Origin of the sequence: Silanimonas sp., from assembly GCF_027531545.1 — a bacterium.
Taxonomy (GTDB): Bacteria; Pseudomonadota; Gammaproteobacteria; order Xanthomonadales; family Xanthomonadaceae; genus Silanimonas.
Map to the genome: position 1 here is coordinate 264,773 of NZ_JAPZSC010000006.1, position 25,623 is coordinate 290,395.

The 25,623-nt window shown below is 68.9% G+C and carries 29 protein-coding genes; 17 read left to right on the top strand and 12 right to left on the bottom strand.

What is annotated here, in order from left to right; all coding sequences use genetic code 11:
* Window positions 1-101: 101 nt before the first annotated feature.
* Both O9280_RS05490 and O9280_RS05495 read left to right on the top strand, forming a co-directional pair.
* Window positions 102-893, top strand: a complete 792-nt coding sequence (locus O9280_RS05490; RefSeq protein WP_298339860.1) for a ribonuclease H-like domain-containing protein — start codon at window positions 102-104, stop codon at window positions 891-893.
* Between the two features lie 11 nt (window positions 894-904).
* On the top strand, window positions 905-1,621 hold the full coding sequence (locus O9280_RS05495; RefSeq protein WP_298339863.1) for a hypothetical protein: 717 nt from the start codon (window positions 905-907) through the stop codon (window positions 1,619-1,621).
* A gap of 393 nt (window positions 1,622-2,014) precedes the next feature.
* On the opposite strand, the gene O9280_RS17485 is transcribed toward O9280_RS05495, so the two are convergent.
* The 6 genes from O9280_RS17485 to O9280_RS05520 are packed head-to-tail and all read right to left on the bottom strand — an operon-like array spanning window position 2,015 to window position 6,241.
* Window positions 2,015-2,515, bottom strand: coding sequence for a hypothetical protein (locus O9280_RS17485; protein ID WP_343228729.1), 501 nt, complete (start codon window positions 2,513-2,515; stop codon window positions 2,015-2,017).
* On the bottom strand, window positions 2,443-3,345 hold the full coding sequence (locus O9280_RS05500) for a sterol desaturase family protein (protein ID WP_343228730.1): 903 nt from the start codon (window positions 3,343-3,345) through the stop codon (window positions 2,443-2,445). The genes O9280_RS17485 and O9280_RS05500 overlap by 73 nt, the downstream gene beginning before the upstream one ends.
* The gene (locus O9280_RS05505; protein ID WP_298339865.1) at window positions 3,338-3,985 is read right to left on the bottom strand and encodes a lysoplasmalogenase; all 648 of its coding nucleotides are present in this window, start codon (window positions 3,983-3,985) and stop codon (window positions 3,338-3,340) included. The genes O9280_RS05500 and O9280_RS05505 overlap by 8 nt, the downstream gene beginning before the upstream one ends.
* A gap of 5 nt (window positions 3,986-3,990) precedes the next feature.
* On the bottom strand, window positions 3,991-4,659 hold the full coding sequence (locus O9280_RS05510) for a DUF2058 family protein (protein ID WP_298339868.1): 669 nt from the start codon (window positions 4,657-4,659) through the stop codon (window positions 3,991-3,993).
* Window positions 4,660-4,665: 6 nt separating this feature from the next.
* Entirely contained in the window at window positions 4,666-4,896 is a 231-nt protein-coding gene (locus tag O9280_RS05515; RefSeq protein ID WP_297866552.1) for a SlyX family protein, read from the bottom strand.
* Complete coding sequence (locus tag O9280_RS05520; RefSeq protein ID WP_298339871.1) at window positions 4,883-6,241, bottom strand: UDP-glucose/GDP-mannose dehydrogenase family protein; 1,359 nt, start codon at window positions 6,239-6,241, stop codon at window positions 4,883-4,885. The genes O9280_RS05515 and O9280_RS05520 overlap by 14 nt, the downstream gene beginning before the upstream one ends.
* Window positions 6,242-6,441: 200 nt before the next feature.
* On the opposite strand from O9280_RS05520, the gene O9280_RS05525 reads away from it, so the two are divergent.
* Genes O9280_RS05525 through O9280_RS05535 form a run of 3 tightly spaced genes read left to right on the top strand, consistent with a single transcriptional unit; the run spans window position 6,442 to window position 9,222 of the window.
* Window positions 6,442-7,203: a glycosyltransferase family 2 protein gene (locus O9280_RS05525; protein ID WP_298339875.1), complete on the top strand. Its 762-nt coding sequence runs from the start codon at window positions 6,442-6,444 to the stop codon at window positions 7,201-7,203.
* Window positions 7,200-7,550, top strand: a complete 351-nt coding sequence (locus tag O9280_RS05530; protein ID WP_298339878.1) for a lipid-A-disaccharide synthase N-terminal domain-containing protein — start codon at window positions 7,200-7,202, stop codon at window positions 7,548-7,550. Before O9280_RS05525 ends, O9280_RS05530 begins: the two co-directional genes overlap by 4 nt.
* Window positions 7,537-9,222, top strand: coding sequence for a glycosyltransferase family 39 protein (locus tag O9280_RS05535; protein WP_298339881.1), 1,686 nt, complete (start codon window positions 7,537-7,539; stop codon window positions 9,220-9,222). Before O9280_RS05530 ends, O9280_RS05535 begins: the two co-directional genes overlap by 14 nt.
* Window positions 9,223-9,291: 69 nt before the next feature.
* Here the strand turns inward: O9280_RS05535 and O9280_RS05540 are convergent, their stop codons facing one another.
* Complete coding sequence (locus O9280_RS05540; protein WP_298339884.1) at window positions 9,292-10,074, bottom strand: FKBP-type peptidyl-prolyl cis-trans isomerase; 783 nt, start codon at window positions 10,072-10,074, stop codon at window positions 9,292-9,294.
* Between the two features lie 88 nt (window positions 10,075-10,162).
* Window positions 10,163-10,684: a DUF3429 domain-containing protein gene (locus O9280_RS05545; protein WP_298339886.1), complete on the bottom strand. Its 522-nt coding sequence runs from the start codon at window positions 10,682-10,684 to the stop codon at window positions 10,163-10,165.
* Here O9280_RS05545 and O9280_RS05550 point away from each other — a divergent pair.
* On the top strand, window positions 10,683-11,183 hold the full coding sequence (locus tag O9280_RS05550) for a nuclear transport factor 2 family protein (protein ID WP_298339891.1): 501 nt from the start codon (window positions 10,683-10,685) through the stop codon (window positions 11,181-11,183). The two genes, O9280_RS05545 and O9280_RS05550, sit on opposite strands and share 2 nt — an antisense overlap.
* 4 nt (window positions 11,184-11,187) lie before the next feature.
* Here O9280_RS05550 and O9280_RS05555 read toward each other — a convergent pair whose 3' ends face one another.
* Window positions 11,188-11,709, bottom strand: coding sequence for a glutathione peroxidase (locus O9280_RS05555; RefSeq protein WP_298340613.1), 522 nt, complete (start codon window positions 11,707-11,709; stop codon window positions 11,188-11,190).
* 179 nt (window positions 11,710-11,888) lie between these two features.
* Between O9280_RS05555 and O9280_RS05560 the strand changes: the two genes are divergently transcribed.
* Genes O9280_RS05560 through O9280_RS05590 form a run of 7 tightly spaced genes read left to right on the top strand, consistent with a single transcriptional unit; the run spans window position 11,889 to window position 16,518 of the window.
* Complete coding sequence (locus O9280_RS05560) at window positions 11,889-12,137, top strand: hypothetical protein (RefSeq protein ID WP_298339894.1); 249 nt, start codon at window positions 11,889-11,891, stop codon at window positions 12,135-12,137.
* On the top strand, window positions 12,137-12,508 hold the full coding sequence (locus O9280_RS05565; protein WP_298339897.1) for a GntR family transcriptional regulator: 372 nt from the start codon (window positions 12,137-12,139) through the stop codon (window positions 12,506-12,508). The genes O9280_RS05560 and O9280_RS05565 overlap by 1 nt, the downstream gene beginning before the upstream one ends.
* Complete coding sequence (locus O9280_RS05570; protein WP_298339900.1) at window positions 12,505-13,365, top strand: ABC transporter ATP-binding protein; 861 nt, start codon at window positions 12,505-12,507, stop codon at window positions 13,363-13,365. Before O9280_RS05565 ends, O9280_RS05570 begins: the two co-directional genes overlap by 4 nt.
* Complete coding sequence (locus O9280_RS05575) at window positions 13,362-14,324, top strand: hypothetical protein (RefSeq protein ID WP_298339903.1); 963 nt, start codon at window positions 13,362-13,364, stop codon at window positions 14,322-14,324. Before O9280_RS05570 ends, O9280_RS05575 begins: the two co-directional genes overlap by 4 nt.
* Window positions 14,325-14,381: 57 nt before the next feature.
* Window positions 14,382-15,269, top strand: a complete 888-nt coding sequence (locus O9280_RS05580; protein WP_298339906.1) for a DUF4097 family beta strand repeat-containing protein — start codon at window positions 14,382-14,384, stop codon at window positions 15,267-15,269.
* Between the two features lie 29 nt (window positions 15,270-15,298).
* Complete coding sequence (locus O9280_RS05585) at window positions 15,299-15,973, top strand: hypothetical protein (RefSeq protein ID WP_298339909.1); 675 nt, start codon at window positions 15,299-15,301, stop codon at window positions 15,971-15,973.
* Window positions 15,974-15,975: 2 nt separating this feature from the next.
* Window positions 15,976-16,518, top strand: a complete 543-nt coding sequence (locus O9280_RS05590) for a hypothetical protein (protein ID WP_298339912.1) — start codon at window positions 15,976-15,978, stop codon at window positions 16,516-16,518.
* Window positions 16,519-16,532: 14 nt separating this feature from the next.
* On the opposite strand, the gene O9280_RS05595 is transcribed toward O9280_RS05590, so the two are convergent.
* A complete protein-coding gene (locus tag O9280_RS05595) occupies window positions 16,533-17,912 on the bottom strand; it encodes a M24 family metallopeptidase (RefSeq protein ID WP_298339915.1) in 1,380 nt (459 codons plus the stop codon).
* An 89-nt stretch (window positions 17,913-18,001) separates the two neighbouring features.
* Window positions 18,002-19,405, bottom strand: coding sequence for a class II fumarate hydratase (locus tag O9280_RS05600; protein WP_298339918.1), 1,404 nt, complete (start codon window positions 19,403-19,405; stop codon window positions 18,002-18,004).
* A 90-nt stretch (window positions 19,406-19,495) separates the two neighbouring features.
* Between O9280_RS05600 and purB the strand changes: the two genes are divergently transcribed.
* Genes purB through O9280_RS05620 form a run of 4 tightly spaced genes read left to right on the top strand, consistent with a single transcriptional unit; the run spans window position 19,496 to window position 24,000 of the window.
* Complete coding sequence (purB, locus tag O9280_RS05605) at window positions 19,496-20,860, top strand: adenylosuccinate lyase (protein WP_298339921.1); 1,365 nt, start codon at window positions 19,496-19,498, stop codon at window positions 20,858-20,860.
* A gap of 25 nt (window positions 20,861-20,885) precedes the next feature.
* Window positions 20,886-21,800, top strand: a complete 915-nt coding sequence (gene bla, locus O9280_RS05610) for a subclass B3 metallo-beta-lactamase (protein ID WP_298339923.1) — start codon at window positions 20,886-20,888, stop codon at window positions 21,798-21,800.
* Complete coding sequence (locus tag O9280_RS05615) at window positions 21,797-23,047, top strand: cupin domain-containing protein (protein WP_298339925.1); 1,251 nt, start codon at window positions 21,797-21,799, stop codon at window positions 23,045-23,047. Before bla ends, O9280_RS05615 begins: the two co-directional genes overlap by 4 nt.
* Window positions 23,044-24,000: a GNAT family N-acetyltransferase gene (locus tag O9280_RS05620; protein WP_298339928.1), complete on the top strand. Its 957-nt coding sequence runs from the start codon at window positions 23,044-23,046 to the stop codon at window positions 23,998-24,000. The genes O9280_RS05615 and O9280_RS05620 overlap by 4 nt, the downstream gene beginning before the upstream one ends.
* Before the next feature lie 15 nt (window positions 24,001-24,015).
* On the opposite strand, the gene O9280_RS05625 is transcribed toward O9280_RS05620, so the two are convergent.
* Complete coding sequence (locus tag O9280_RS05625; protein ID WP_298339931.1) at window positions 24,016-25,602, bottom strand: hypothetical protein; 1,587 nt, start codon at window positions 25,600-25,602, stop codon at window positions 24,016-24,018.
* Window positions 25,603-25,623 lie beyond the last annotated feature (21 nt).

Sequence of the window (25,623 nt, forward strand, 5' to 3'; positions counted from 1 at the left end):
TGCGGCAGCAACGGTGCCCGCCCCCCAAGGCAAGGCCCCTGCCCGCGCCCCCGGCGGGGGCGACGACGACGGCAATCGACGACGGTCAGGACGTGTTCGAGATGCTGCGCCGCCTCCGCGAACGCGGACCACGCAAGGCGACGCCCGCGATCGGCACCGGCCCCATCGATCGCCATCTGCCGGGCGAGGAAATCGCCCCGGGCCTGTGGCGCCACACCGAACATCGCCCGTCGCTCGTCGCCCCGGCGCTGCTCGACCTGTCCGCCCTCGCACGCCCGGCCCGGGCAGGGCGCCGCCGCCCTGCGCCTCCGGATTTCGACACTCCGATTGCGCGCGAGCGGCTGTGGTTCTTCGACACGGAAACCACCGGGCTGGCTGGGGGTAGCGGCACACGGGCCTTCATGGTGGGCGTGGCGCGTTTCGGCCCGGATGGCCTGACGATCACCCAGTTCACGACCGCGACGATGGCCGCGGAAGCCGCGATGCTCGAGGCCGCGCTGCCCAGCCTCGACGACGATGCCCTGCTCGTGAGCTACAACGGCCGCAGCTACGACCGGCCCCTGCTCAGCACCCGACTCACGCTGGCGCGTTTGCGCGATCCGCTGCGCGACCGCCCGCATTTGGACCTCCTGCATCCGACTCGCCGACGATGGCGAGACCACCTGCCGGACTGTCGCCTCGCCACGGTCGAGCGGCAGGTGCTGGGCATCGTGCGTAACCACGACCTGCCGGGCAGCGAAGCCCCCGCCGCGTGGCTGGCCTTCCTGCGCGGCGGCAGTGCCGCCCTGCTCCGTCGCGTTGGCGAGCACAACGCGCAGGACCTCGCGAGCCTCGCCGCCCTGCTGCTCCACCACCTCGAGCATGTGGCTGCGATCGATGCCCCCCGCGGCTAAGCTGGCGCCCCATGCACGACACCGCCCCCCACGTCATCCGTCTCGACGGCCTCGGCAATGCCGAGTTCCTTTCCCGCTACGCCGCTCCCGGCCGCATCGGGCTCTGCGGCGGCTCCGACGCCGTCACCATGGCGATCCGGCGCGCACAGGGTTTCGTCACCGAGGACGGCCATCGCAGCCCGTGGTCGCACGCGTTCCTCTTCACCGGAGAGCGCGCCGACGGCCATCACTGGGTGATCGAATCCGACCTCGACCTGCGTTCGCGGAACCTCCGCCTCGGAGTGCAGGAGAATCGCCTCGACCGTTACTTCGACGACGAGGCCTTCCCGAACCTCGCGGTACTGGATTTCGGTCTCGACGCCGACGGCACTCGACGCGTGTTGTGCCAGGCCCTGGACCTCGTCGCCGGGGCCTCGCACTACTCGCTGAAGGAGATCCTCGGCACGCTGTTCGCGCTGCCGTCGTCCTCGCTGCGCAAACGCCGCAACCTGCTCGCCTCGGAAGGTGCGCTTTACTGCTCGGCGATGGTGCAGCACTGCTTCGAAGCGGTCGACCTGCGCTTCCGCCCGCACATCGACGGCAAGAACCTCACGCCCCACGACATCGCCCGCGCCGAACTCCCGCACACGGCTTGGCAGTTGCTGCGAGAACCACAGCCGGGGCAGAAGACGCGCCTGCGCCGCTATCGGGAAGCTGGGCAATCGCTGCTGGCGGCGCTTTCGGCCTGAGCCCAGCGAGGCCGCGAGCCGCGCCTTCAGGGTTTTCAGGAGCTTCCGGTTGAAGGATTCGCGACGGAGGCTGCCGGCGATGGGGAGGAGGCGGAGGGGCGCATGCATGCAAGGCTCCGAAAGCGGTGTCGCATCACCACAACACCAGACGCATCCTCAATGCTTAAGGAACTGGGCGCAGGTCCGCCGAACATCATCAACAGCCCCGGGACCGAACGGATCCGGTCGCGGTTGGCGTGTGATGAACGTCCGTTTGGTCGTCGTGCAAGCGTCGATCCGTCCCGCATGCCACGACAGATCGACGATGACATACGTCACCAGCTTGGCATCCTCTCGCCATACGCCATTGCCGGTACAGATGTCGCCCCCACGGGACTTTCCATACACCCAGGTCTAACGACGGTCGGTGGGACTGGCAGGCTGCGGAATGTGTGGCGCACCGAACGCTGCAATGGCGTCGCTCGATGTAGGCGCGTTCTCGGCGAGGTACCTCCGCAGGTCGGCACGTAGGTCTCGGGACTGGAGATCGACAACGTCAGAGTCGCGCGCCTGACCTGGTATGCACTCGCGTCGCACCGCTCCGGACGCCATCGCCTCACTGCTGGCCGTCACCGCCAAAGCCGACGCGATCACAATCCACCTCGTCACTTCGAGAGCCTTCGAACCGCGCCGCCCCTCCATCAATGCCCCGAGCACCACGAGGCTCGCCACGAGGCCCAAGGCGTAGCCGCCGGATTGCCACGCCGGCATCGCTCCGGCGCTCACCAGGAAATGCACCGCCGGTACCAACAGCAGCGCGAAGTTCACCAGCACGTAGGCCGTCAATGCGCGCGTCGCCGGCGGATCGAATTCGGGCCGGCTAATGTCGAAGGCCGGCTTCGGATCGATATGCACCAGGTCGGCAGGACGCCAACCCGGCTTGCCGAACCAGAGCCGCAACCGGTCGCGCCATCGGGCCGTCCGCCAGGTGTCGCGCCAGAGGGCGGCGTACACCTCGAGGTTGGCCCAGAGCGGATTGAAGCTGCGCAGCGGCGCGCGCGTGCCGTAGACCACGGGATCGGAATCGTCCTCCTCGACGAAAGTGCCAAACAGCCGATCCCACAGGATGAACAGGCCGCCGTAGTTCTGTCGAGGTAACGTTCGTTCACCGCGTGGTGGGCGCGGTGGTTCGAGGGCGAGGCGAAGACGCGGTCGAACCAGCCCAGCTTCGGCACCAGCTCCGTGTGGATCCAAAACTGGTACAGCAGGTCGATCACCGCCACCACCGCGAATACCTCGAGCGGAAACCCGAGCACGGCCATGGGCAGGTAGAACACCCAGCCGAACAAGGCCCCGCTGCTGGTCTGCCGGAGCGCGGTGGTGAGGTTGTAACGCTCGCTCTGGTGGTGCACCACGTGCGCGGCCCAGAGCAGGTTCACTTCGTGGCCGGCACGGTGCAGCCAGTAGTAGCAGAAGTCGTAGAGCACCAGACCGGCGATCCACACCCACGGGCTGGTGGCGGAGAGTTCGAACAGCGCGACGTGCTCCACGGCCACGGCGTAGATGCCGATGGTGAGCGCCTTGGTGAACACACCGGCCACCTGCGACATCACGCCGAGCGACAGGCTGGCGATGGCGTCGTTGGCGCGGTAAACGGCGCGTCCCATCACGCGGGCGGCCACCAGTTCGATGCCGATCAGCAGGAAGAAGGCCGGAATGGCCCAGAACATGATGGCCTCAGCCATGGCGCCCCTCTGGCGCCACCGAACGGGCAATGCACCACTGGGCCGCCCAGTAGCTCGACAGCACCCAGAGCGGTGCCAGCGGCAAGGGTGAAGCGAATCGGTCCCACGCCAACAGCCCGTCGCTGAGCACGAACAGCGCGCCACCGATGGCCAAGCGGGGCCCCGCCGTCGCCCGGGCACCGAACGCGAACGACGCCATGCCGGTCAGCACGACCACATATCCGATCACCGGGCCCTGCATCGCCGCGGGGACGTGGGGCAGCAGCAGCGCCAGCACGCCTGCCGCGAGCAGGCCATAGCCTAGCCATGCGAGCGCGACGGACTGCGGCCGGGCCTGGCGGAAGAACGCGGCGATGTAGGCAAGGTGCGCCAGCAGGAAGGCGCCGAGGCCAGCCACGAAGGTCGCCAAGGGCAGCATCAGCAGGACGTCCCCCAACAGCGAGAGCAATGGGCCAACGACCACGCCGGCCCGGAGCCCCAGCGGGTCCATCGACCGCCAGGCGAGCGCGACCAGCAAGAGGGTCGTGATCGGCTTGAACACGTAGTGCAGGCCCATGCCGACGGGCGCCGCCAAGGCCCCCGCGATGGCGAGGCCTGCCGACGCCGCGACCCAGACCTCCCACCGGCGGACTCGCGCCATCCGGCTCACCAGACGAGGTCGTCGGGCACCTGGTACTGAGGATCGGCGTATTCGTCGCTGCCGGGCGGCGCGTTGGGGTCCACCTCGAGCGCCACCGCGTCGGGAAAGATCGCCTTCGCCTCGGCGAGCACGCCTGCCGTGACCAGAAGGTAGCGCCCGTTGCTCTGCACGACGCCAAGCTCGCCGGCGTTGAGGGCCTTCAGCTGGTCGGGCGTCACGTGGATGCGCTTGATCTTCCCGCCATACGGGAAATGCCGCGCGTGCTCGGCGGCCGCATCGTTGAGCGCTTTGCCGACGAGGAAGGCATCCAGCGTCGCCTTCGCCTCGCGGCGGACGCGCGCGGCCTCCTGCTTGGCCTGTTCGGCCGCCATCCGCTCACGCTTCTCGGTTTCCGCGCGAAGCGCGTACGCCTTGGCGAGATCGATCTCCTCCTGCGTGCGCGGCTTGCCGCCGCCACGCTGTTCGGGGCGCGGGCCACGGGGGCCTCGCCCGTCGCGGGTAGCACCGGGCTTGCCACCGCCGGGCTTCGCACCACCGGGCTTCCCAGTCTGGGGGCGTTCGCCGCCCGACGGTCGGTGTTCGCGCTTGGCGTCGGGTTTGCGCTCGGCGCGTTCGGGCTTCGGCGCGGCCTTGAAACCGAGGCCGAGCAGCTGGTCTTTCAGGCTGTCGCTCATGGAGGATCAGTAATGCGGCGGCGGCGGCTCGCTGGCCGGATCGGCCATCAGCGCGCGGCGCAGTTGCTTGAGGTCGTCGAGCACGCGGGTCAGCAGCTCGCGGTTCTTCTGGCCTTCGATGCGCGCATCGGCAAGGGCTTCAGAAAGCTCCTGCATCGCGTGCTCCTGGAAGGCCAGGCGGGTTTCGAGTTCGGTGAGCCGACGGTCGGCGGTGGTGTCGCGGTCAGGGCTGGGCATTCGGCTTCGGGGCGAGGAGGCTGCGCCCCCGGCCGATGCCGTAGTACGCGAGGCCTGCTTCTTCCACTTCCTTCGGGTCGTAGACGTTCCGGCCGTCGAAGACGACGCCGGCCCCCAAAGTGTGCCTCAAAGCGTCGAAGTCCGGGCTCCAGAAGGCCTTCCACTCGGTCACGACGACCAGCGCATCGGCCCCCGCGACCGCGTCCTCGGGGGTCGGGCACAGCACCAGGTCCTCGCGCTCGCCGAAGATCCGCCGCGCTTCGTCCATCGCCTCCGGGTCGTGCGCCCGCACTCGGGCGCCGGCGTCCCAGAGTTGTTGCAGCAGCATTCGACTGGAAGCTTCCCGCATGTCGTCGGTGTTGGGCTTGAACGCTAGGCCCCAGACCGCGAACGTCCGGCCGCGCACGTCGTCGCCGAAATGCCGCGCGATCAGCTCGAACAGCTTGCCCTTCTGGCGGTCGTTGACGCCCTCCACCGCCTCGAGGATGCGCGCGCCGTAGCCGTGCTGCCGCGCCGTGCGCTCCAGCGCCTGCACGTCCTTCGGAAAGCAACTGCCGCCGTAGCCGGCACCGGGATAGATGAAATGCCATCCGATGCGCGGGTCGCTGCCGATGCCATGGCGCACCGCTTCGATGTCGGCCCCGACGCGCTCGGCGATGTTCGCCATCTCGTTCATGAAGCTGATCTTCGTCGCCAGCATGGCGTTCGCGGCGTACTTGGTCAGCTCGGCCGAGCGTTCGTCCATGACGATGACGCGCTCGTGGTTGCGGTTGAACGGAGCGTAGAGCCGCTTCATCTTCTCGATGGCGCCGGCATCGCGGCTGCCGAGGATGATGCGATCAGGACGCAGGCAGTCGGCGACCGCCGCACCCTCTTTCAGGAACTCGGGATTGGAAACGACGTGGAACTCGACGTCGGCTCCCCGGGCGGCCAGCTCGGCGGCCACGACTTCGCGGACGCGATCGGCAGTTCCCACGGGCACCGTGCTCTTGTTGACGATGACGGTGGGCTGGGCGATGTGCCGGCCGAGCGTGCGCGCCACGGCCAACACGTGGCGCAGGTCGGCGCTACCGTCCTCGTCGGGCGGGGTGCCCACGGCGATGAAAACGATTCGCGCGTGCGAGATTGCCAAGTCGGCATCGGTCGAGAAATCGAGCCGCCCGGCGCGATGGTTGTTGCGGACCAGGTCGTCCAGTCCAGGCTCGAAGATCGGGATACGGCCTTCGCGCAGTCCGGCGATCTTCGCGGCATCGACATCCACGCAGACCACCTGGTGGCCGACCTCGGCGAGGCAGGCGCCGGTCACCAGCCCCACATACCCTGTTCCAAACACGCTGACGCGCATGCACCGCTCCGAATGGCTGAACGCAGGCGGCACAATAGCGGGCGAACGTGTCCATTTGCAGCGCGTGCTTCGCCGGTACCCGCCCCCACCCGGCAGCCACGGCCGCGATAGCGTCTCATCGCCAATGTGCTTAAGGCTTTCTGCACGCCACCTAGCCTAGACTTCGCGCCCAAGTTCCCGACCCCTTCCCCGCCAAACCCATGAGTGAACCGCAAGCCCTCCGCCCCCCCTTGAGCGTCGTCGTCCCGGCTTTCAATGAGCAGGGCAATGTCGGCCGGCTGGTCGACGAGGTGGCCGAGGCCCTTCGCGGCCGGACCGCCTTCGAGATGGTTTTCGTCGACGACGCGTCGAGGGACGGGACGTTGGATGAGCTCAAGCAGGCCCAGCATCGCCATCCGGAACTACGCGTGCTGTCCCACGCACAGCAGAGCGGCCAGAGCACGGCCATCCGCAACGGCATCAAGGCCGCGCGCGGCGAGTGGATCGCCACGCTCGACGGCGACGGGCAGAACGATCCGGCCGACATCCGCCTGCTGCTCGCGACGCGCACCATCTCCGACGCCGAAACCAAATGCTTCGCCGGCTGGCGCACCACGCGCCGCGACAACGCCGGCAAGCGCATCAGCTCGCGCATCGCGAACGCCGTCCGCGCCCGCCTGCTTCACGACGCCACGCCCGACACCGGCTGCGGCCTGAAGCTGTTCGAGCGCGAGGCCTTCCTCGACCTGCCCTACTTCGACCACATGCACCGCTACCTGCCCGCGCTGTTCCAGCGGGCCGGCTGGAAGACGGTGAGCGTGCCGGTGAACCACCGCGAGCGCGGCGCCGGCACGTCGAAGTACACCAACTTCGGCCGCCTGCTCGTGGCCTTTGCCGACCTGCGCGGGGTGATCTGGCTGATCCGCCGATCAAGGCGCACGGCCGTCAGGGAATTCCCGGCCGCGGAGCCCAAGCGCGCATGAACCAGGAAATCCTCTGGCTCGACTGGACCGGCATCCACGTCACGCCGTGGAAGCTGATCGGCTATCTCGGCGCGCTGATGTTCGGCGGACGCTGGATCGTGCAGTTCATCGCCAGCCGCCGCGCCGGCAAGCCCGTCATCCCGCGTCTGTTCTGGTACATGAGCATCCTCGGCAGCCTCATGGTGCTGTCCTACTTCCTGTTCTCCAGCAAGCGCGATTCCGTCGGCGCCTTGCAGAACCTCTTCCCCACCTTCACCGCCTGCTACAGCCTGTGGCTCGACATCCGCCACCGGGGCTGGGACAAAGCCGGCGCTTCGGACAACGAGGGACCCCGTGCTTCGTCCTGAGCAGCGTCGCCTCGTTTTCTGGCTGATCGCGGCCTTCCTCGTGCTGGGCGCCGGCATCGGCCTTCGCGAACCCACGCCGCCCGACGAGCCCCGCTTCGCCATGATGGCGCAGGACATGGTGGACACCGGCAACTGGCTGGTGCCCCACCGCGGCAGCGAGATCTACGCCGAGAAGCCGCCGGTGTTCATGTGGCTGCAGGCCAGCGCCTACGCGGTGCTGGGCGATCTCCGCATCGCCTTCCTGCTCCCCTCGCTGCTCGCGGGCGTGCTGACGCTGTGGCTCGTGTACGACTTGGCGAAGCGCCTTTGGGGGCCGCAGGCCGCCATGGCGGCCTCCGTCGCATTGGCGCTGTGCCTGCAGTTCGGACTGCAGGCGAAACGCGCACAGATCGACATGGTGGTCGTGGCCATGATCATGGGCGCGGTCTGGGCCATGGGGCGGCACCTGTTCCTCGGCCATTCGCCGCGCTGGCTGTGGTTCGGGGCGTTCCTCGCCGGCCTCGGCACGGTCACCAAGGGCGTCGGCTTCCTGCCCCTGCTGATGCTGCTGCCGGCCTTCATCCTCGAACGTCGCGGCACCCTGCCGCTGCCGGGTGCCCCGCGCGGCCCGTGGCGGCTGCGCTGGTCTCTCGTGCTGCCGGCCTTCCTCGCCGGCACGGCCGTGTGGCTGGCGCCGATCGCGGTGGAGGTGCTGCGCAACCCCAATCCGGAGTTGAAGGCCTACGTCGCCGAACTGTTGTTCAAGCAGACCGGCGAGCGCTACGTGAACGCGTGGCACCACATCAAGCCGTGGTGGTACTACACCGAAGTCATCGCCTCGCTCTGGCTGCCGGGCGCTCTGCTGCTGCCTTGGCTGCTGCCCGCGTGGTGGCGGCGTCTGGGCGAGGGCGATCCGGTGACGATCACCCTGCTGGCGTGGGTGGTCATGGTGCTGCTGTTCTTCTCGGCCAGCCCGGGCAAGCGCGGCGTCTACATCTTCCCGGCCCTGCCGGTGCTCTGCGTGGCCGCCGCGCCCGTGCTGGGCGCGCTGCTCGAGCGCATCGGTGTTCGGCGCATCCTGTTCGGCTATGGCCTGTTCCTCGCCGCGCTGCTGACCGTGGTCGGGCTGGCCGGCCTCGTGGGACCCGAGGCCTGGTCGGAACGTTTCGCTGGATCGCGCGGCATCGCGGATAGCGACGTCCGCATGGTGTTCCTCGGCCTGCTTGCCGCCGGTGCGCTCGGCCTCGTCGCCGTCCTCGCCACCCGCACGAAGCGCGTCGTTCCCGGCCTGCTCGCCCTCACTGCCATCGTCTGGACCAGTTACGGCTTGGTGCTGCGGCCCGCCCTCGATCCCAGCAGCTCGGGCCGCACGGTCATGGCCGCCGTGGCGGAGCGTCTTCCTGCGGATGCCGAGCTGGCGCTGGTCGCGTGGACGGAACAGATGCGCTTGCAGGCCGACCGCCCCGTGACCGATTTCGGCTTCAAGACCTCCGGCAAGGCGCAGTGGCGCTCCGGGGCCGCCTGGCTGGCCGAAGCGCCGGCCACGCGTTGGGTGCTCGCCCGCGCCGACACGGTGCCGGGGTGCGTGGATACCGCGCAGGTGATCGACGTGGGGCTATCGAACCGCCGCGCCTGGGCGCTCGTGCCGGGGACGGCCGTCGCGCCGCGCTGCAACGCCAGCGATCTCGACTGAGCCACGCCCACCGGATAACAGAAAGGCCGCGGCGAACCGCGGCCTTTCCGTGACTGCGTGGCGAGCGGCTTACTGGGCCGGCGTCGCGGCGTCCTGCTTCACGATCTCGAGCAGCTCGACTTCGAACTTCAGCGTGGCGTTCGGCGGGATGTCCTGGCCGGCACCGTTCGGGCCGTAGGCCAGCGCGGCCGGGATCCAGAACACGTACTTCGAACCCACCGGCATCAGCTGCACGCCTTCCGTCCAGCCCGGAATCACGCCGGCCAGCGGGAACGTGGCCGGCTCGTTGCGGGCGTAGGAGCTGTCGAACTCCTTGCCGTCGAGCAGCGTGCCGCGGTAGTGCACCTTCACGGTGTCGGCGGCGGTCGGCTGGGCGCCAGCGCCGGCGCGGACCACCTGGTACTGCAGGCCGCTCTCGGTCGTGCGCACGCCGGCCTTGGCCTTGTTCGAGGCGAGGAAGGCTTCGCCTTCGGCGAGGTTCTTCGCGCCCTGCTCGGCGATCATCGCCGCCTGCTTGCGCTGCATGAACTGGCCGAAGGCCATGCCCACTTCCTGCGCCTGGGCGTCGGTCATCAGCTGGCCTTCGCCGGCGAGGCCGGCCTGGATGGCCTTGGCGAGCGTGGCCGGATCCACGTAGTCCTTGACCTGCTGCAGGCTGTTCGCCATCTGCAGGCCGATCATGTAGCTGATCTTCTCGTTGTCGGTCCGCAGGCCTTCGATGGCCGGGAGCTGCAGCGTGGCCGGGCCTTCCGCCGGGGCCGGGGCGGCGGTCGGGTTCTGGGCGAAGGCCGGCGCAGCGAAAACGCAAAGGCCCAGCAGGGCGGTGGCGGCCAGGGAACGGGTGTTCAGCATGGGGGAACGGACTCCATCAGTCGGAACCGCCACGGACGCGGCGGGCCGCCGATTGTGGCCTCGAAGGCGGGCTTCGGCAATGCGCGCCTCAGGACGTCGCGAGCCCACCGGCAAAGTGCCAGCACAGGCCCATCGCCAGGCCGTGGGCGGTGATGACGGCGGCCGAGATGTTCCGCCGCAATTGGCGGAAGCCCGGCGTGGCGGGCAAGGCGTCGGCCCGGGTGTCGAACCACAGGGCCAGCCCGAAGCCCGCGGCGAGCGCGGCCAAGGCGTACAGCGTCGGGAGGAACAGGGCCGGGAAGGCCCACAGGCTCGGCAGCACGGCGAGCACGTAGCCCGGCGCCCCGGCACCTGCGCTCATCACCCGACCCCAGCGCACCCCGCCGAGGAAGCTCAGGATCACCGCCGAATACACGAGGAAGGCCTTGCTGCCGATCGCCAAGGGGCGCGGCTCGTCGAGCAGGCCGCCCGCGCCCCAGGCCAGCAGGGCGGCGAGAAACGGCAGCAGTCCCGACCACGTCAGCCACACCGCGGCACGCGGCAGCGGCGGCTGGTAGAGGTCCTGTACCGTCATGTACTCCCGACGTGCCTCGCGCTCCAATCCGCTCATGGATACCTTCCAAGCCCTCGATGCGGCACGACGCCGCCATTCGCATCCTCCCGCAGCCGGCAGCGACGCGGAAGCCCGCGCCCTCGATGCCTTCGCGGCGTTTTTCTCCAGCTTCGCGCCCGACCGCATCGAGCGCCTGCTCCCCGCGACCTATGCCGAGGACATCTGGTTCAACGACACGTTGAAGACGGTCGTCGGCCGCGAGGCCCTCGCGCACTACCTTCGCGAGAGCGCCGAGGCCGTCGAACACTGCCGTGTCGAAATCATCGACAGCACGCGCAATCCCGAAGGCGAATACCTGCTGCGCTGGCGCATGCTGATCCGCTTCAAGCGCTTCAAGAAAGGCCAGGACACCGAGAGCATCGGCCTCTCCCACCTGCGCTTCGACGCAGAAGGCCGCGTCGTCTACCACCAGGACTACTGGAATGCGGCGGACGGCCTGTTCCGCCACATTCCCGTGTTGGGCTGGATGATCGAGGCCGTGCTGAAGCGCGTCTGAGGCCTCAGGGCTTCGGCGCGGCGATTGCCTTCTCGATGGCTTCGACGATCACCGGCGCATCCGGTTTGGTGCGGCTGCCGAAGCTCGCGATGACCGAGCCATCGCGACCGATCAGGTACTTGTGGAAGTTCCAGCCGGGCTGGTCACCGGTCGCCGCGGCCAGTTCGCGATAGAACGGCGTGGCTTCGGCGCCACGCACGACGACCTTCTCGAACATCGGGAACTTCACGCCGTAGGTGAGCGTGCAGAATTCCTGGATCTCCGACTCGCTGCCGGGCTCCTGGCCCATGAAGTCGTTCGACGGGAAGCCGAGCACCGCGAAGCCCTGCGCGGCGTACTTCTGGTGCAGGGCTTCCAGGCCTTCGTACTGCGGCGTAAGGCCGCATTTGCTCGCCGTGTTGACCACCAGCAGCACCTGACCGGCGTAGGCCTGCGCGAGATTGACCCGATCCTGCCCCGCCAGACGGCGGAACTCGTGGTCCAGCACCCCGGCCTGCGCTCCACCCGCATACGCGCCTGCGCCCATCCCGACCACCAGCGCCAGGGCGCCGATCCAAGCCTTCATTGTCTTCTCCTCGGTGCAACCAGCCGATGCCGGTCTATGCCATCAGTTTGCTCATTCCCCGTGTTCGGGGTGTTGACGGCCCGAAATCTGGTGTTATAGTTTCATACAACACCACCCACCCACCTCACTGAGGTCCCGCCATGAACACCCGCCTCCGCAACAGCCTGAGCGCCCTGGTCCTCGCCGCCGGCGTGACCTCGCTCGGCTACGCCCTGGGTGAACCGCCCCGTCCGGGCAGCCTGGCCGCCAATGCCAGCCAGCAGGCCGTCGCCGCCATCGCGCAGGTCGACGCCCGTGCCGGCCAGACCACCGCTCGCGCCGGTGCCCGTTCGCCGCACGCGATGCCCTTCTTCTCCTTCGGCAAGCGCGCCAGCGCGGGAGCCCCGTGATGAGCATCGCCTGGAGTGACAGCACGCCGATCTATCGGCAACTCAAGGAGCGCGTCGTGGCCATGGTGCTCGACGGTGAGCTGAAGGAAGGGGATGCCCTCCCCTCGGTGCGCCAGGTGGCCGCCGACTACCAGCTCAATCCGATCACCGTGTCACGCGCCTATCAGGAACTGGCCGACGAGGCCTTGGTGGAAAAACGAAGGGGACTGGGGATGTACGTCATCGATGGAGCTCGGGAAAAACTGCTCGCCTCCGAGCGCGAGCGCTTCCTGAAGGAAGAATGGCCGCAGGTGCTGGCCCGCATCGAGCGCCTTGGTCTGAACCCCGAGCAACTGCTCGCGGCCAAGCCGATCAACGGAGTCCACGCATGAGCACGATGACCGTTTCCGCCCGTGGGCTGGCCAAGCGCTACGGCAAGTCCGTCGCCGTGGACCGCATCGACTTCGACATCGCCCCCGGGCGCATCGTCGGCCTGATCGGCCCGAACGGCTCGGGCAAGACCACGACGCTGAAGGCCATGCTCGGCCTGATCGACTTCGAAGGCGACATGAAGGTGCTGGGCCACGACCCGCGCACCCAGCGCGACGCCCTGATGAAGGACGTGTGCTTCATCGCCGACGTCGCCGTGCTGCCGCGCTGGATCAGCGTCGCGCAGGCCATCGACTTCGTCGCCGGCGTGCACCCGCGCTTCAACCGCGAGAAGTGCCAGGCCTTCCTTGCCCACACCAAGCTCGACCCGAAGATGAAGGTCAAGGCGATGTCCAAGGGCATGATCGTGCAGCTGCACCTCGCACTGGTCATGGCCATCGACGCCAAGCTGCTGGTGCTGGACGAGCCGACGCTCGGCCTCGACATCCTCTACCGCAAGCAGTTCTACAAGGACCTACTCGAGCGCTACTTCGACGAGGAGAAGACGATCATCGTCACCACCCACCAGGTGGAAGAGATCGAGCACATCCTCACCGATCTCGTGTTCATCCGCGACGGCAAGCTGGTGCTGCAGGCCACGATGGACGATGTGGGCGAACGCTTCCACGAAGTGATGGTCGGCAGCGACAAGACCGAGGCCGCCCGCGCGCTCAAGCCCATCGACGAGCGCAGCGTGTTCGGCAAGACCGTCTTCCTGTTCGATGGCCAGCCGCGCGACCGCCTGGCCGAGCTCGGCGAACTCCGCACCCCGGGTGTCGCCGACCTGTTCGTCGCCACGATGAAAGGAACCTACGCATGAACACCTTCCCCACCCTGCTGAAACGCGAGTTCTGGGAACACAAGGGCGGCATGCTCTGGGCGCCCGTGGTGGTCGGCGGGCTGATGCTCGGCGCCGCCGGCATCAGCGCGGCGATCGGCGTCGCGGCGAAGGACGGCAGCTTCCGGGTCAATGGCGAGCGCATCGTCACCGACGGCACGGTTCTGGCCACGCAGACGCAGCAGCAGATCGCCGAAGGCCTGGCTTTCGCCATCGTGCCCTCGATGGCCCCGCTAGCCGCGGTGCTGGCCTTCGTCGTGCTGTTCTACGCCCTCGGCTCGCTTTACGACGACCGCCGCGACCGCAGCGTGCTGTTCTGGAAATCGATGCCGGTCTCGAACGCCGCCACGGTGCTCTCGAAGCTCGCTTCCATGGCCTTGGTCACTCCACTGATCACCGCCTTGGTGGGCATCGTGGTCGGCACCTTGGTCGCCATCATCGCCGCACTGACGATGTCGGCCTTCGGTGCCAACCTGCTCCCCAGGCTGCTTGCCACCAGCGAGTTCTACCTGGCCCCGCTCGCCGTACTGGCCGTGATCCCTGTGTACGCGCTGTGGGTGCTGCCGAGCATCGCTTGGTGCATGGCGGTCTCGGCCTGGGCCAAGCGCGCGCCCTTCCTGTGGGCGGTGGGCACGCCGGTGCTTGCGGGCATCCTGCTCTCCTGGCAGCAGGCCATGTTCGACCGCGACCTCGGCGCGGAGTGGTTCTGGGAGAACATCGTCGGCCGCCTGTTCGGCAGCTTCCTGCCCGGCATGTGGTTCGCCTTCTCCGAGAACTGGGAGCGCGTCGACGACTTCCAGCCCACCGAACAAAGCGTGTTCGAGCTGGTGTCGATGAGCTACGTCAGCCTGACGTCGCCCTCGCTGTGGATCGGTGTGGCCGCCGCCGCTGCCCTCGTCGCCGTCGCCATCCGCCTGCGCCGCTGGCGCGAAGACGCCTGATGCCCTCCGGTGCCCGGCCTGCGCCGGGCACCCCGCCCCCGAATCGGAGCCCCCACGATGTCCTCCCCGAACACCCGCACCCTGCTGCGCCCCTTGCTGCTCGCAACGGCCTGCGTCCTGGCCTTCCCCTCCATGGCCGCCGACCGTTGCGAGCACTCCCGCTCCGAAGCGCCCGCGCTTGACCTCACCGGCGTCAGCCGAGTCGTGGTCGAGATCGGCGCCGATGAACTCACCGTCACGCCGGGCGCGCCGTCGCTTGCCATCAAGCACTGCGCCTCGACCGCCGAGCGCGCGGCCGAAAGCCGCATGAGCGTCGAACGGCGTGGCGACACCTTGCACATCGCGAGTCGAAACAGCTCGATCACGATCTATGGCCTGTTCGGCACCGACGTGTACACCTGGCGCGAAATCAGCCTCTCCCTGCCGGCCGACATGCCGCTGTCGCTGGCCGTCGGTTCGGGCGACGCGGCCCTGACGGGCCTTTCCCGCATTGATGTCGACGTCGGCTCGGGCGACGTGGCGCTGCGCCAGGTCGGGCGCGTCGAAGGCGACGTCGGCTCCGGCGACCTCGTCGTCGACGGTGCCACCGCGGTCTCCGTGGATGTCGGCTCGGGCGATGCCGTACTCAAGCGCGTGCAGGGTGATGTGCGCGCCAGCGTCGGTTCCGGTGACGTCGACATGCTCGATGTCGGCCCGGTCGCCTCGATGTCCGCCGGCAGCGGCTCGATCAGCGTCGACGGCGTGCGCGGCGATGCCCGCATCGCCTCCGTCGGCTCCGGCGACATCGCCCTGCGCGGCGTGCGCGGCGCCGTGCGCATCGGCAGCGTCGGTTCCGGAGATGTCGACATCGAGAACGTCGATGGCGACGTGGTCGTCGCCGACCGCGGCGCCCTCGAGAACATCGACACCCGTGACATCCGCGGTCGCGTCGTCATCGGCGGCTGACCCTTCAACCCCCATCCCGAGGAATCCCCATGCGCCTCTCGCGACTGTCCCCCATTGCCCTCGCCCTGACCCTCGCGCTTGCCGGCACGGCCTGCGGCGAACAGGCCCGCAGCACCGCCCAGCAGATCGCCGACGAGACCCGCCAAGGGGTCGCCGAAGCCACCGCCGCGGGCGGCGAAGTCGACAAGGCCCTGGCCGAGGCCAGCCGCAAGCTGCAGGAGGAGAACCTCTCTCTGCAGGTGGACGGTGTCGGCCCGAAGGCCGAACTGACCCCGCAGGGCGACCTGCTGATCAACGGCACGGCCGTGCCCTTCAGCGCCGAACAGCGCGAAGCCGCGCTCGCCTACCGCAAGGAAGTGCTGGCCGTAGCCGAGGCTGGTATGGCCATCGGGCGCCAGGGCGCCGCGATCGGCGGGGAAGCGGCCGCCCTCGCGATCGAGAGCATCTTTGGCGGCAATGCCGAGGGGGCCGAGGCCCGCATCGAAGCCGAAGCGAAGAAGATCGAGGCTGCCGCGCTCGCGCTCTGCGACCAGGTCGAAGGCCTCGAGGTCGCGCAGGAGCGCCTGACCGCGCTGGTGCCCGAGTTCGCGCCCTACGCCAAGAGCATCAACGTCGACACGGACTGCAAGTCGGCGTCGGACGACACCGCCGCCGAGCCCACCGCACCCGCGGAAACCGAAGCCGAAGCCACCGTCAGTTCCTGACGATGGCGCTCTCCGTCGGGGGCTGGCGCCTGAGGCTCGCCGCCATCGCAGCGGGCCTCGTTGCCTTGCACCTCGGCTGGGAGTGGTCGCAGGGCGGTATCGCCAGCCACCACTTCCTCGCCGATCCGTCGATGCCGGCGATCTCGAACGCGTGGGGCCTGCTGTGGTTGCCCCTGCTGGCGGTGCTCTACGCCCCGTCGATCCGTCGTCGGGCGATCGGCACGGGCCTTCGCCCGCGCTGGCGGCCCGGCATGGTGGCCGGGCTGCTGGGCGGCCTTGCGGCCGGCGGCGCAATCGCCGCCTTCGTGGTCGTCCGCCCCGACATCGACGGGACGTGGGTCCTCGGCAGCCTGCTTGCGCTCTCGCTGGCGTTCCCCGTGTGGCGCGGTGAGATCGTCCTCGGTTTCCTCGCCGGTGCGATGGTGGCCATCGGCACGATCCTGCCCTCGATCTTCGCCTTCGCCTTCGCTGCGATCTCTTTCGCCGTGCACCGGGGGCTCATCCCCGGCCTGAAGCACCTCTGGAAGCGCGCTTCAGGCCGCTGAAGGCGAAGCGAGGCTCAGCGCACAACGTGCCACTGCGTCTGCCGGCCGGCGAGGTAGATCACCCGCTCGCCGTCGAACAGCGCGCCTTGCTCCAGCTTGATGCGTACCCACTGGCCACCCCACTCGGGCACGGCCTGCGCGATGTTGCCTTCAATGGCGTAGACCGTGTTCGCATGCAGCGGCCACTCGCCGGTGTCGGCGTTCAAGCCGGGGTTGTCCCACATGCCGATGGTCGGGCCCGGTGCATGGCCGAAGAAGCCGAGCGGATGCGTGTAGGTGTTGCTGATGATGTCGGCCTTCCCTGCGGCATCGCGCGTGCGCTGCAGGATGTCGTTGCCGGTGCGCCCGGCGACGAACTGCGACGTGAGCAGGTCCTGCCAGCGGTTGCCGGTGGCCAGCGCGCGCACGAGGCCCACCGGCACGTCGGCTTCGCCCGGCTTCGGCACGTAGGCCATTTCCTGCGTGTCGGTGCAGAGCTTCAAGTAGCAGATGCCGACGTCGGTATGCAGCACGTCGCCAGGGCGGATCACGCCGCTCTCGCCGCAGAACGGGTTCTCCGCGTCGCAGGCGAGGCCGGGGCGTTGGAGGTTCACGTAGGGCATGAACCAGATCGGCAGGCCCAAGGATTCGAAACGCTCACGGATGTACCAGGCCACGTCGTCGGTGGTGGTGACGCCGGGCGTGATGACTCGCGCGCTGAACGCTTCCGCGATGACACCGCGTGCGATGCCCATGATGTGCGGGTAGACCTCAAGCTCGCCCGGCGAACGGGTTTCCAGCCAGCGGATGACGAGGTTCTCGGCGGGGACCAATCGATCTTCGAAACCTTCCGGAAGTACCTCCCGCAGGCGTTTGTCGAGCCCCGCGGTCAGGCCATCGGCCACCGGCCAGTGGCGCGAGACGTTGATGCCGATGCGCTTCGGGTTCTTCTCGCCGATGAGTTTGCCGAGTGCCGCCCACTGTTCGTCGAGGTTGCCACCCGACCACGCCGCCTCAAAGGGCGGGCCCAGCGGATAGGTGTTGACGGACAGGCGGTCCACCGTGCCATCGGGCTTTCGGTGGAACACCAGCATCGTCGTGCGACGCGCCGCGAAGCTGGGCTGCGGCACGAGGGTGAAGTAGACCGGGTCTTCGGCGTACTCGCGGTTGAGCACCAGCCACATATCGAGCTCCGCCTCGGCCATCAGCTTCGGCAGCAGGGTCTCGATGCGCTCGGTGAGCATCCGGTTTTCGGGCTCGATGCGCGCTCGTGGTGCCAATACCGCGAAGTCGTCCGCTGAGTTGATGACTCGGCCCTGCGCCGGCGTCGTCGTCGATGGGGCGGCGGCGGACAGCGTTGGCACAAGGGCCAGCAGGGTGGCGGCGAACAAGGCGGAGCGCATCGGCACGGGCATGGGCGGGTCTCGGGTTCTGGGGCTCTGATCCTAGGCGACGTCGCGGGCCGACCCCAAACCGGCCGATCCCGCAAGGATCGCCGGGCGTCTCAGCCGCCGCCAGCCAAGCCCTCCACGATCCCGCCTTTCGTCAACGCCAGCGGATCCAGCGCCTTCGCCAGCACCTCGCGGTTCAATCCGGTCTCCTCGACGGCGACGTCGAGGATCGGCCGCCCGCTCGCGTAGGCCTTCTTTGCGATGGACGCCGCCTTCTCGTAGCCGATCAGCGGGTTCAAGGCCGTGACGAGGATGGGGTTGCGCGCCAGCGCCTCCTGCAGCCGGTCCTCGCGCACGGTGAAGCCGGCGATGGCGCGATCGGCGAGCAGGCGCGCGGCATTGGCGCTGAGCTCGATGGCCCAGAGCAGGTTGTGGGCGATCACCGGCAGCATCACGTTGAGCTGGAAGTTGCCGCTTTGCGCGGCCACCGAAATGGTGGCGTGCATGCCCATCACCTGCGCGGCGACCATGGCCACGGCCTCGGGGATCACCGGGTTGACCTTGCCCGGCATGATCGAACTGCCCGGCTGCAGGGCGGGCAGTTCGATTTCGCCCAAGCCCGCCAACGGCCCGGAGTTCATCCAGCGCAGGTCGTTGCTGATCTTCATCAGCACCACGGCGAGGCCGTTGAGCTGGCCGGAGAGTTCCACCGCGCCGTCCTGCGCGGCGATGCCCATGAACGGATTCGCCGCAGCTTGGAACGGCACGCCGGTGTCCTGCGCCAGCACGGCGATGGCGCGTTCGGCGAACCGCGGATGGGCGTTGATGCCCGTCCCCACGGCCGTGCCGCCGAGCGGCAAGGCCCGCAGTCGGCGCTCGGCATCCTTGAGGCGCTCCTCGGCGTGGCCGACCTGGCTGGCCCAGGCGAAGAGCTCCTGCCCCAGCGTCAGCGGCATCGCGTCCATCAAGTGCGTGCGGCCGGTCTTGACCGTTCCGAGATGCTCGTGGGCACGGCGCTGGACGACGTGCCGAAGGTGCTCCAGCGCCGGCAGCAGGCGCTCTCGCACGGCCAAGACGGCGCCCACCTGGATCGCCGTGGGCACCACGTCGTTCGAGCTCTGCCCGAGATTGACGTGGTCGTTGGGGTGCACGGCCATGCCGCCGAGTGAATGCGCCACGTGGGCGATCACCTCGTTCGCATTCATGTTGCTCGAGGTGCCCGAGCCGGTCTGGAACACGTCAACCGGGAACTCGGCATCGAACTCGCCGGCGGCCACCTTCAGCGCCGCATCGCGGATCGCTTCGCCGCGCTTGGCATCGAGCAGGCCCAGCCCCGCATTCGCCTCGGCGGCCGCGGCCTTGATCAGCCCGAGGGCGCGCAGGAAGCCGCGCGGCATGCGCCAACCGGAGATCGGGAAGTTCTCCACCGCGCGCTGGGTCTGCGCGCCCCAGAGGGCCTCGGCCGGCACGGCGAGCTCGCCCATGCTGTCGCGTTCGGTGCGGGTGGGGCCGGCCATAGGGCTCTCCTCGGGGTGGGGGCAGGCCCAGCTTAGCCCGGTAGAATGGCGGGCTTCCGCGGCTCGACCGCCCCGCTTTCCGGCCCCGCCATGTCCCACGCCCTCACCGCCCTCTCCCCGCTCGACGGCCGCTACGCCGGAAAGGTCGACGCCCTGCGCCCGATCTTCTCCGAGTACGGCCTGATCCGCGCCCGCGTCTGCGTGGAGATCGCGTGGCTGCTGGCGCTTTCGGCGGAAGAAGGCATCCCCGAGCTGCCGCCCTTTTCGGAGCAGGCCGCCTCGCTGCTGCAGCGCCTCGCCGACGGGTTCTCGGTGGAGGACGCCGCGCGGGTCAAGGCCATCGAGCGCACCACCAACCACGACGTCAAGGCGGTCGAGTATCTCCTCAAGGAGAAGCTCTCCGAGAGCGACGAGCTCAAGGCGGCGCTGGAGTTCGTGCACTTCGCCTGCACCTCCGAGGACATCAACAACCTCAGCTACGCGCTGATGCTGAAGCAGGCCCGCGACGAGGTGCTGCTGCCGCAGCTCGACGCACTGATCGAGACGCTGAAGAAGCTGGCCTACGAGTACGCCGACGAGCCGATGCTCTCGCGCACCCACGGCCAGACCGCCAGCCCGACCACGCTCGGCAAGGAGCTGGCCAACGTCGTCGCGCGCCTGAAGCGCCAGCGCCTGCAGCTCGCGCAGGTCGAGATCCTCGGCAAGATCAACGGCGCGGTGGGCAACTACAACGCCCACCTCTCGGCCTACCCGAATGTCGACTGGCCGCGCTTGGCGCAGGGCTTCGTCGAGTCGCTGGGCCTGAACTTCAACGCCTACACCACGCAGATCGAGCCGCACGATTTCATCGCCGAACTGGGCGACGTGCAGCGCCGCATCAACACCATCCTGATCGACTTCGCCCGCGACGTTTGGGGCTACATCTCGCTCGGCTACTTCAAGCAGGCGCTGAAGGACGGCGAGGTCGGCAGCTCGACCATGCCGCACAAGGTCAACCCGATCGACTTCGAGAACGCCGAAGGCAACTTCGGTATCGCCAACGCCCTGTTCGAGCACTTCGGCGCCAAGCTGCCGATCAGCCGCTGGCAGCGCGACCTCACCGACTCGACCGTGCTCCGCGCGCTGGGCACGGCGTGGGGCCACACGTTGGTCTCGTACGACGCGCTGAACCGTGGCATCGGCAAGCTCAAGGTGAACCCGGCGCGCCTCGCCGAAGACCTCGACAACAGCTGGGAAGTGCTGGCCGAAGCCGTGCAGACGGTGATGCGCCGCCATGGCCTGCCGAACCCCTACGAGCAGCTCAAGGCGCTCACCCGCGGCCAGGCCATCACCAAGGACTCGCTCCGCGAATTCATCACCGGCCTCGACCTGCCCGAGGAGCCGAAGCGCGCCCTGCTCGAGCTGACGCCGGGCAGCTACACCGGCCACGCGGAATCTCTGGCAAAGACGGTTTGACCTCGGAGGCGCGCCGATGCCCTTGATGCGGACGCCCCCAGCCTCACGGCACGCGGTGCCGGCGCTTCTTGCGTTGGCGCTGGGGGTCGGGGCTGCCGCCGTCCAGGCCGCGCCGCCGGAGCCCACGCCCAACTGCCCTGACGATGCCGGCTGGAGCGACCCGTCGCCGCCGCGCAAGGTCTTCGGCAACACCTGGTACGTCGGCACCTGCGGCATCAGCGCGCTGCTCATCACCGGCGACGACGGCCACGTGCTGATCGACGGCGCCACGCCCGAAGCCGGGCCGATGATCGTCGAGAGCATCCGCAGCCTCGGTTTCGATCCGAAGGACGTGCGCGTGCTGCTCAACACGCACGAGCACATCGACCATGCCGGCGGCCTCGCGGCCATCCAGCAGGCCACGGGCGCGCCGCTGCGTGCGCGCCGTCCCGGCCTGATCGCGCTGCGCAAGGGCGACATGGACATGCGCGACCCTCAGGTGCCGTTCCGCATGCCGGGCTTCCCGCCTGTCCCGGTGATCGAGACGCTGGCCGACAACGCCGAAGTGCGCGTCGGCGATCTCGTGATCCAGACGCATGCCACGCCGGGCCATTCGCTCGGCGGCACCAGCTTCACGTGGACGAGCTGCGAGGGCACGACCTGCCACGCCATGGCCTTCGCCGACAGCCTGAGCGCCGTGGCCCCGGACACCTACCGCTTCAGCGATCCGGCGAATTCGCCGGCCTTCGCGACGATGCTGCGCGGGACGTTCGATACCGTCGCCGCCCTGCCCTGCGACATCCTGGTCAGCCCGCACCCGGTCGCGAGCCGCCTCTGGTACCGACTCGGCGACGCGCCCTCCGAACCGCTGGTCGACGCCACCGCCTGCAAACGCTACGCCGAAGCCGGTGCCCGCCGGCTCGATGCCCGCCTCGACACCGAACGCCAAGCCACCCCATGACGCGCAAGACCACGAACGTCGGAACGAAGGCCCTGCCGATCGAAATCGACGCCACCGGCAAAGGCCCGCTGGGCATGCCGGCCGAAACGTTCCTGCGCGACTACTGGCAGAAGCGTCCGCTGCTGATCCGCAACGCCTTTCCCGGCTTCGAGAGCCCGATCAGCCCGGACGACCTTGGCGCGCTGTCGCTCGAGGCCACGGCGCTCTCGCGCCTGATCCTCTGGGACCGCAAGAAAGACCGCTGGGCGGTCGAGACGGGCCCGCTGCCCGAGGACCGCTTCGACCGCGTGCCCGAACGCGATTGGACCCTACTGGTTCAGGACGTCGACAAGTGGGATGCCGACGTTCGCGAGCTGGTCGAGGCCTTCCCCTTCCTGCCGCGCTGGCGCGTCGACGACGTGATGATCAGCTTCGCCGTCGAAGGCGGTTCGGTCGGCGCGCACATCGACCAATACGACGTCTTCCTGCTGCAGGGCATGGGCCACCGCCACTGGCAGATCGATGCGAACCCGGACCAGCCCATCGATTTCCGCAACGACGCGCCGATCAGGCTGCTGAAGTCGTTCACGCCCAGCCACGAATGGACGCTCGGCCCGGGCGACATGCTCTACCTGCCGCCGGGCCTCGGCCACCACGGCGTCGCGCTCGATCCCTGCCTGACGTTCTCGCTCGGCATGCGCGCGCCGGCCAAGTCCGAGCTGATCGAGGACTTCGCGCTGGAATTGGCTTCACGCGCCGGCGAACGCGAGCGCTATGCCGACCCGGACCTCGCAGTGCCGACCGATGCCTTCGAGATCGACGCTGCAGCCCTTGACCGGGTCAAGCAGACCCTCGGCGGCATGGCCGGCGACGGCGAGACCGACCACGCCATGCTGCGCCGCTGGTTCGGCCGCTTCATCACCCGCTACCGCGCCTCTGGCAACCTGCAGCCGCCGAAAAAGGCCCCGACCCGCGCCGAGTTCGACGCGGTCCTCGCCACCGGCGGCGTGATGCAGCGTCATCCGTTCTCGCGCGTCGCGTGGTTGCGCGAGGGCAAGACGAAGGCGATGTGGTTCGTCACCGGCAGCGACATCGAAGGCCTTCGCGCGAAGGACGCCGCCCTGCTCTGCCGCCATGACACGCTCGACGGCGCGGCGTGGGACGCGCTCGACGAGCACGCCCGCGAAGCCGTCGTCGCGTTGGCCGCCCTCGGCCACTACCGCGCCATCGCCCCAAAGAAACCCCGCTCGCCCAGGAAGCCCCGATGATCAATGCCGGATTCCGCGTCGAACCCGCCGACTACACCGTCGATTTCGCCGACCTTCGCGCCGTGCGCGAGCCGGTGTTCGTGGTCGAGCAGCAGGTGCCGATCGAAGAGGAATGGGATGACCTCGATCCGCAGTGCCGCCATGTGATTGCCCGCGACGCGGCCAACCGCCCCATCGGCACGGGGCGCCTCACGCCGGAGCGCAAGATCGGTCGCATGGCCGTGCTCGCCGAATGGCGCGGCAAGGGCGTCGGCGACGCGCTGATGGAAGCGCTGATGGACGAGGCGCGCGCGCTGGGTTGGCCGGAGATCAGCCTGAACTCGCAAACGCACGCCATGCCCTTCTACGCCCGCCACGGCTTCGAAGCTTTCGGCGACGAGTTCATGGAAGCCGGCATCCCGCACCGGAAGATGCGCAAGGCGCTGGGCTCGCCCGATCCCGGCCGCCGCCCCCGTCCGGTGCCGATGGGCGATGCGGCGCTGCGCGAATTCACCAGCGAAGCGGAAGTGCGCGACTTCGCAATCGAGTTGCTGGGCCGCGCCCGCCGCGAGATCCGCGTGTTCACCCGCGACCTCGAACCAGCGCTGTACGGCGCCCCGGCGATGGTCGAAGCCCTGCGAAGCTTCGCCACCTCGCGCCGCGGACCGACGGTGCGCATTCTCGCGGTCGAACCCGAGCGGCTTCGCGGCGAGAGCCACCCGCTGCTGCCGCTGGCGCAGCGGCTCAGCTCGGTGTTCGCCCTGCGCACGCCGGTCGACCCGGAAGACCGCCAGGCCGCCGAAAGCTACCTCGTCATCGACGAAACCGCGTACGCCTTCCGGCCCTTGGCGACGCGCTTCGAAGGCAGCGGCTGCCTCGACGGGCCGGCCCGCGCGCGGCAACTGGCCCAGGAGTTCGATCGCCGCTGGGAACGCGCGAGGGAACTCACCGAACTGCGCGCGCTCGGCTTCTGAGGCCGGCGTAGCGGCTCAGCCGGCCTTGGTCAGCGAGGACGAAGGCAGGCGGATCTCGAAGCGGTAGTGGCCCGCAGCATCGGCGGCGACCTGCATCAGTTCGACGCGGGCGCCACTGGGTGACACGAGGCCATCGATCGCGCGCAGCGTGTTCGACACGCAGCGCATCTCGTCCGCTTCGCCGACGATGATCACGGCGTCTCCCGCGTAGCGCAGCGACGTGCTGCGGCAACCCGCCGCAAGGAAGGGCTGGATCCGTGTTTCCACTTCGGCCAACGGGGCGAAGCCCGCGGGCGGTGGATTGGACGCTGCCATCTCCCCGCCAGGGCGAGGCGTCGCCGGCTGGACCGGCGCTGCCGTGGCGTCGGCAGCAGGGCTCCCGGGGGCCGGCGTGAAGCTGACCAGCACGGGCTCGCTCGGCGGTTGGACCGACGGATGGGTGTCGAGGAAGATCTCGAACTCGTGGCGTACCTTCCCGCCGCTCGAGATCACGCGCTTGATCACCTCGCGGTCCTCGATGTGCCCCGGATCGCCCTCTTTCAGTGCGGCAGGGAACCACTCCAGCCGGCGCCACTGTTCCTCCCCGTCCATCAGCGGGTCGCTGGGTACCGCGTGCACGCGGACGCGGTGCCCGATGAACGGCAGTTGCGCGATCTCGACGGATTCGATGGTGACGCCCGCCGGCAGCAGCGGCTGCAAGGCATCGCGCACCGCATCGGGGTCGGCATAGCGCCGCTCGGCGCTGCGTCGAGCACTCGCCGCTGCAACGGCCTGCTCCTGCTCGATGGCGTCGGCGGGGCGAGCGAACACGTAGCCCTGCGACACCCGATCCGCATCCCAGGGCTGCATCGAGGCGTCGCGCGCCCACCGTGCCGTGCCCAGGTAGGCGCCGGTCGGCACGCGCCAGGACTGGTCGCCCCATCCGCCCATGGCGGTATAGGTCCATTCCTTGGATTCGAACACCAGGTGCCCACCGTCATCGAGCGTCATCCGCACCGGCGCGAGGTGCTCGCGCGGCAGCACCACCCAGCCGTCCTCGCAGGTGAAATCCCGGCCTCGATCCAAGCGCACGACGTTGCCGGTCGCTGGGCCCAACTCACGGAGCCGCGCCTGCAGCGCCGGCTCGCCGTTTCGGGCGACGAAGGCCTCACGACTCGACGGCTGCATCAACGCGTACCACTCGGCGTATCGCGGGCGCTGATACTCTCGGATTGCTTCGAGTTCAGCCATGACGTTGCCGAAGGAACGGACGAAGTGCAGCTCGATGGCATGGGTCCCATCGGAGCGCACGACCACACCCTCGTACTGCGTCAGATCGCCAGCGCCGGAGCCGGAGCCCGGCACGCCCCTCGGCGAGAAGACTTCGCCGTCGAGGCGGGAAGGCTTCGCTGGATCCACGCCAGGAACGGGATCGCCATCCTCGGTCAGCGGCTGCAGGGCATAGCGACCGCTGAGGTCCGGGCAGCCGGTGACGGGATCGGTGGGCGGGTCGCCTTGATCCGCACCGCGTTCGAACGCGGTGCAGCCAGCCAGCAAGGCCCCCAGCAGAGGGATCGCGAAGCGCATGGCCACTGTGCGTTCAGCGGAGAGGGGCAAGGGCATGGCGGTCCTTCGGGGGGGCAC

What these genes read in the sequence shown, in the direction of transcription:
- O9280_RS05600 (WP_298339918.1), bottom strand. Translation starts at nt 19,405, where the DNA reads ATGGCCGGCCCCACCCGCACCGAACGCGACAGCATGGGCGAGCTCGCC.
- O9280_RS05585 (WP_298339909.1), top strand. Translation starts at nt 15,299, where the DNA reads ATGCGCCTCTCGCGACTGTCCCCCATTGCCCTCGCCCTGACCCTCGCG.
- O9280_RS05530 (WP_298339878.1), top strand. Translation starts at nt 7,200, where the DNA reads ATGAACCAGGAAATCCTCTGGCTCGACTGGACCGGCATCCACGTCACG.
- O9280_RS05565 (WP_298339897.1), top strand. Translation starts at nt 12,137, where the DNA reads ATGAGCATCGCCTGGAGTGACAGCACGCCGATCTATCGGCAACTCAAG.
- O9280_RS05570 (WP_298339900.1), top strand. Translation starts at nt 12,505, where the DNA reads ATGAGCACGATGACCGTTTCCGCCCGTGGGCTGGCCAAGCGCTACGGC.
- O9280_RS05545 (WP_298339886.1), bottom strand. Translation starts at nt 10,684, where the DNA reads ATGAGCGGATTGGAGCGCGAGGCACGTCGGGAGTACATGACGGTACAG.
- purB (WP_298339921.1), top strand. Translation starts at nt 19,496, where the DNA reads ATGTCCCACGCCCTCACCGCCCTCTCCCCGCTCGACGGCCGCTACGCC.
- O9280_RS05595 (WP_298339915.1), bottom strand. Translation starts at nt 17,912, where the DNA reads ATGCCCGTGCCGATGCGCTCCGCCTTGTTCGCCGCCACCCTGCTGGCC.
- O9280_RS05560 (WP_298339894.1), top strand. Translation starts at nt 11,889, where the DNA reads ATGAACACCCGCCTCCGCAACAGCCTGAGCGCCCTGGTCCTCGCCGCC.
- bla (WP_298339923.1), top strand. Translation starts at nt 20,886, where the DNA reads ATGCGGACGCCCCCAGCCTCACGGCACGCGGTGCCGGCGCTTCTTGCG.
- O9280_RS05520 (WP_298339871.1), bottom strand. Translation starts at nt 6,241, where the DNA reads ATGCGCGTCAGCGTGTTTGGAACAGGGTATGTGGGGCTGGTGACCGGC.
- O9280_RS05515 (WP_297866552.1), bottom strand. Translation starts at nt 4,896, where the DNA reads ATGCCCAGCCCTGACCGCGACACCACCGCCGACCGTCGGCTCACCGAA.
- O9280_RS05490 (WP_298339860.1), top strand. Translation starts at nt 102, where the DNA reads ATGCTGCGCCGCCTCCGCGAACGCGGACCACGCAAGGCGACGCCCGCG.
- O9280_RS05575 (WP_298339903.1), top strand. Translation starts at nt 13,362, where the DNA reads ATGAACACCTTCCCCACCCTGCTGAAACGCGAGTTCTGGGAACACAAG.
- O9280_RS05540 (WP_298339884.1), bottom strand. Translation starts at nt 10,074, where the DNA reads ATGCTGAACACCCGTTCCCTGGCCGCCACCGCCCTGCTGGGCCTTTGC.
- O9280_RS05615 (WP_298339925.1), top strand. Translation starts at nt 21,797, where the DNA reads ATGACGCGCAAGACCACGAACGTCGGAACGAAGGCCCTGCCGATCGAA.
- O9280_RS05550 (WP_298339891.1), top strand. Translation starts at nt 10,683, where the DNA reads ATGGATACCTTCCAAGCCCTCGATGCGGCACGACGCCGCCATTCGCAT.
- O9280_RS05620 (WP_298339928.1), top strand. Translation starts at nt 23,044, where the DNA reads ATGATCAATGCCGGATTCCGCGTCGAACCCGCCGACTACACCGTCGAT.
- O9280_RS05555 (WP_298340613.1), bottom strand. Translation starts at nt 11,709, where the DNA reads ATGGGCGCAGGCGCGTATGCGGGTGGAGCGCAGGCCGGGGTGCTGGAC.
- O9280_RS05525 (WP_298339875.1), top strand. Translation starts at nt 6,442, where the DNA reads ATGAGTGAACCGCAAGCCCTCCGCCCCCCCTTGAGCGTCGTCGTCCCG.
- O9280_RS05580 (WP_298339906.1), top strand. Translation starts at nt 14,382, where the DNA reads ATGTCCTCCCCGAACACCCGCACCCTGCTGCGCCCCTTGCTGCTCGCA.
- O9280_RS05510 (WP_298339868.1), bottom strand. Translation starts at nt 4,659, where the DNA reads ATGAGCGACAGCCTGAAAGACCAGCTGCTCGGCCTCGGTTTCAAGGCC.
- O9280_RS05500 (WP_343228730.1), bottom strand. Translation starts at nt 3,345, where the DNA reads ATGGCTGAGGCCATCATGTTCTGGGCCATTCCGGCCTTCTTCCTGCTG.
- O9280_RS05590 (WP_298339912.1), top strand. Translation starts at nt 15,976, where the DNA reads ATGGCGCTCTCCGTCGGGGGCTGGCGCCTGAGGCTCGCCGCCATCGCA.
- O9280_RS05505 (WP_298339865.1), bottom strand. Translation starts at nt 3,985, where the DNA reads ATGGCGCGAGTCCGCCGGTGGGAGGTCTGGGTCGCGGCGTCGGCAGGC.
- O9280_RS05495 (WP_298339863.1), top strand. Translation starts at nt 905, where the DNA reads ATGCACGACACCGCCCCCCACGTCATCCGTCTCGACGGCCTCGGCAAT.
- O9280_RS05625 (WP_298339931.1), bottom strand. Translation starts at nt 25,602, where the DNA reads ATGCCCTTGCCCCTCTCCGCTGAACGCACAGTGGCCATGCGCTTCGCG.